This window comes from Rhodococcus sp. NPDC006774 (genome assembly GCF_040636045.1).
GTDB lineage: Bacteria > Actinomycetota > Actinomycetes > Mycobacteriales > Mycobacteriaceae > Rhodococcoides.
This window is the reverse complement of sequence record NZ_JBEYIW010000048.1, coordinates 1-3744: the sequence shown is the minus strand read 5'-3', so window position 1 is coordinate 3744 and position 3744 is coordinate 1. Positions and strand designations below refer to the sequence as shown.

General features: G+C 60.3%; 5 protein-coding genes. 1 reads left to right on the top strand and 4 read right to left on the bottom strand.

The genetic code is table 11. From position 1 onward, the window contains the following. Positions 1 to 85: 85 nt before the first annotated feature. Positions 86 to 301 carry a hypothetical protein gene (locus ABZ677_RS27720; protein WP_068051821.1) on the bottom strand — a complete coding sequence of 72 codons (216 nt, stop codon included), beginning with the start codon at positions 299 to 301 and terminating at the stop codon, positions 86 to 88. Positions 302 to 555: 254 nt separating this feature from the next. Continuing rightward, entirely contained in the window at positions 556 to 1320 is a 765-nt protein-coding gene (locus tag ABZ677_RS27715) for a hypothetical protein (RefSeq protein WP_156516282.1), read from the bottom strand. Between the two features lie 18 nt (positions 1321 to 1338). Here ABZ677_RS27715 and ABZ677_RS27710 point away from each other — a divergent pair, with 18 nt between their 5' ends. Next, positions 1339 to 1533 carry a hypothetical protein gene (locus ABZ677_RS27710; protein WP_156516283.1) on the top strand — a complete coding sequence of 65 codons (195 nt, stop codon included), beginning with the start codon at positions 1339 to 1341 and terminating at the stop codon, positions 1531 to 1533. Between the two features lie 496 nt (positions 1534 to 2029). Here ABZ677_RS27710 and ABZ677_RS27705 read toward each other — a convergent pair whose 3' ends face one another. Beyond that, a complete protein-coding gene (locus ABZ677_RS27705; protein ID WP_358375286.1) occupies positions 2030 to 2395 on the bottom strand; it encodes a helix-turn-helix transcriptional regulator in 366 nt (121 codons plus the stop codon). Further along, positions 2361 to 3491 (bottom strand): site-specific integrase, encoded by a 1131-nt coding sequence (locus tag ABZ677_RS27700; RefSeq protein ID WP_358375281.1) that lies wholly within the window; start codon positions 3489 to 3491, stop codon positions 2361 to 2363. The genes ABZ677_RS27705 and ABZ677_RS27700 overlap by 35 nt, the downstream gene beginning before the upstream one ends. Between the last annotated feature and the right edge of the window lie 253 nt (positions 3492 to 3744).

Sequence of the window (3744 nt, the reverse complement as noted above, 5' to 3'; positions counted from 1 at the left end):
TACGCGACGATTGCAGTTCGCGGGCGACATCCTGCGCACCGATCACGGTGAGTCGAGCTGCTGCGGTGAACTTCTCGAACATCATCTACCTCCCTTGTCCGCCGTGCTTCTTGTGCACGGCCTGTCTGCTGACTTCGAGCGAGTCCGCAATCAATTGCCAGGGCCAACCCTGGTTGCGGGCATTGCGAACTTGGACTGCTTCGAGACGCTCGAGCAGTCGACGCAGTGCTAGCACTGCGCGAAGCCCTTCGGCAGGATCAGGGCTGCTGGCGGCTGCGGCGAGTGTTGTGGCTTCGGTCATGGTGTCAATGTAAATTGACATCGGCCGCTTGTCAATTCCGGTTGACGGCGCGATCCGCTCCTGTGATCCCAGGTTGCTGCAGGAATGGCTCTGACAACGGCACGACGACGATCTCGCAGCCGAGTCCCGCCAATGCATCGTATGAAGTCTGCATAGGGCGTACGCAATCTCAGAGGTAGTGCGAATGCCGTGGATAGGCTTCGGGGCCGACTGCGTGGATAGAAGTCTTGAATGACCTCAAAAAGGGCGGGTAGTCACGTCGTGCGTGATCCAATCGCCGGATAGCTGCCCATCGGGACGCCCGAGCGAGCGGCGTGAATGTTCATCACCTTGTTGCTGTATCCGAGTAGGTCGGCGAGCGTTGCGGCGTCGAGTTCTTTGGTCAGGTCGTGCAGCGCTGCGTTGCGAATCGCGAGGATTTTGATGCCGAAGACCTGTCTGAGTGTATTCAGAAGGGTCTGCTCGGTGATGTGATGCCCGGCCCGTGTTCCTGGGAACAGCCACGGGGATTGATTGTTGGTGGTGCGCTGGTTGGCGCGTGAGGTCAAGTATTCATGGAAGAGGGGGAGTAGCGGTTCGGGCACTGGCGCAGGATGTTCACCGAGGTGGAGGCTGATTCCCGTTGGTGTGACTTCTACTTGCTCCGTGCGCATTTCGGCGATCCGGCGGACCGGCAGCGCATACAGAAGAAGCATCAGTGCAGCGATCCGGTTGTTGAGCACCACTGCCTCCGACTCGAGGACTGTTCGAATCAGTGTAAAGCGTTCGTGGGATGAGGCGAGTGGTGTTTGCCGAGCCTCGCGGTATTTCAGGTGGTAGCGCTTGCCGATCCCTGTTTTGGCTCGCCATTGGAGAAAGTTGCGTGCTGCCATTCGGGTGGTGGTCCCAGTGGAGAAGTACTCGTCGACGTGGGCCTGAGTCAGTGCGTCGACAGTGACGTGATGGTTCTCGCTCAGCCAGATCAGGAACTTCCCGGCTTCGGTGATCTCTTGCTTCGCGGTTCGAGTTGCGTTGTCCATGTTGCGGATTCGGTTTCCGTGGATGCGGCGAAGGTGATGCCATCGGGCAAATTGTTCGAGAGCGGTGCGAACATCTGGTCGGTCTGCGAGTGTGTCGAGCCGGTTCTCGAGCCACGTCTGGAACCGGGCGAGTCGAGGATTACCGCGGTCGGGCAGGATGTGAAGGTCCACCAGCATTTCTCGAAGGTGTTCGACGTGTCGGCCAGGGGGTAGCTCGTCGAAGGCACTGTGCGAGAGCATCAGCTCACGGTCACCGATCTTCTGCAGCAGCTCGGCAGCCGATTTGCCTCGCATCCAGGTAACGATGCTCTCCGGACGTGACACCTTCGCCAGTTCTGCGACGAGCCGTTTGAGTCGGAGGTCTGGGGGATCGTGCGGTCGTAGAGCCGCGGTGAGGTCTGCGGTGACGACGCATCGTGCGCAATGTCCACCACGTAGGCGCTCGGCCTCGCGGCCGCAGTTCGTGCAGTCGAGGGCAGTGGTGATGCCTGCGCATTCCCGGCAGATCGACTGCCGGGCGGGTGATAGCCCGGGTGTCATGCGTTCGATGCCGCACAGTGCGCAGCGGCCGTAGGTGCGCACTGCAGCGGTGAAGCACGCACCGCAGAGCGATTCGTTGGGCCATCGGACCCGGTGCCGGGAAACAGCGATAGTGCAGCGATCGCACACCTTCGATCCGCCGACCGTACGCGGTCGGCCTCGTGGCCGGTCAGGCATCGTCGTCGGTGATTCGCGCCCTGACTGGTCTGTACGCGTCAAGGAGAGGAACGTCCCGGGTCGAGTTCACTGCACGCTTGTCTCGTCGACGACTCGCGTCTGTCGCGGTGTAGGTCACGAGGTCGCCGGCTTCGATGCCGAAGATATCGCAGAGGGCAACGAGAACACTGAACGCGATGCGCTCGGGTTCCTGCCCGACGATCCTGTAGATCTGAGATTCGGACAGGGTAATTCCTCTGTCCCGCAACGGTTCCACGAGGTCACGACTGTTCTTCATTCCAACGCGTGCCATGTGTTCACGCACCCGCCAGCGATACTGTATTTCACGTTTCATCGTCTGCCTTTCCTCTCGCACCATCTCGTTCACCGACGCTGCGACGCAGCGTGTTCGACAACACGTGTTCCAGATGGCGTGCCCGGTAGTCGGGGGAGGCGATCGTATAGATGGAGGTCGTTGCGGCGTGTTCGTGGCCGAGCTGCATTTGCACGAAGCTCAAGTCGTATCCGTACTCGGTCTGTAGATGAGTTGCATACGCGCGTCGGAGCGAGTGCAGGTCCAAGCCCGGCGGGAAGCCGAGCTCGTCCACCAGGTTTCGCATCCGCTTCCACAGGTCTCTGCCGGCGACAACACCTCCGCGATCGGTGGGGAACAGGTCGGCGAGCGGCTGTCCGTAACGGGGTAGGCCGTAGTTGACCCAGTGCTCGAGCGCCTCTGCAGCCCAGTCGAACACGGTCAGGACTGTGCGTTGTTTGGCGGGTGAACCGCGCATCGCTTTTCCGTGCCTGATACGTAGCAGTCCCCATTCACCGAAACCAGGGGCACGGGCGTTTCGTGAGCAGTCGACCAGTTGCAGCTGTCGCCCTTCGCCGGCCCGCAGTCCCCATCCGTACAAGACCTTGAACGCCACCGCATCGCGCCACGCAGCAAGTGCGCCTTTACGTCCCGAGTTGAGGATTCGTTCCGGTTCGAGATCGGCGAGGTCGAAGAACTGCTGTAGCTCCGCCTTGGTGAACGGGCGCCGCTTGTCCTGGGTGTCGTTGGGTTGCACATGAGTGGCTCGGTTAAATTCGGTGATCACCTGCGAGAACACGGTCCCGAACAGCCGCCCGCAATTCTCGTTCCACTCGTAGACGGGGTTGGTCGCGTACTCCAAGAACAGCCGGACGTCGGACTGATAAGCCCGAATCGTGGCGTGAGAGAGATTGCGTACCCCACGCAGATGAGCGAAGAACTCATCGGCATCGTGCGGGGACCATTGCCACGGTGGGGATCCCACGAAGTCGACCATGCGATGGATCAGTTTGATTCGCCGGTCGGCGGTACTCGCACGGAAATTCTGGGTGATCTGCGCGCGTCGCCAGCCGACGAGGACATCGTCGAGGAAGGCTTCGGAGGATGCGGAACTATCGGCCGGAAGGTAGATCAATCGACCACCAACTTCACGTCGATCCACGTCAGCACCCTTTCGCCTGTCTGCATATTCTGCACTCGAAGAGCGCAAACTGCAACAATAGCTGCTGTAACGCCTGCTCAGGCCGATCTGCTTGTCGCGACACTGTCTCATCGGAGCAGCGCCTAGATCTGGACTTGGGATGTGCATGCCGATGCTATCGATGCAGCTCAGGTGAGTATTGGCGAATCACGGGAGCAGTTACACGAAGCAGAGATATTCGCGCCGAGTGCTGATAACCAGTCTACTACTTGAC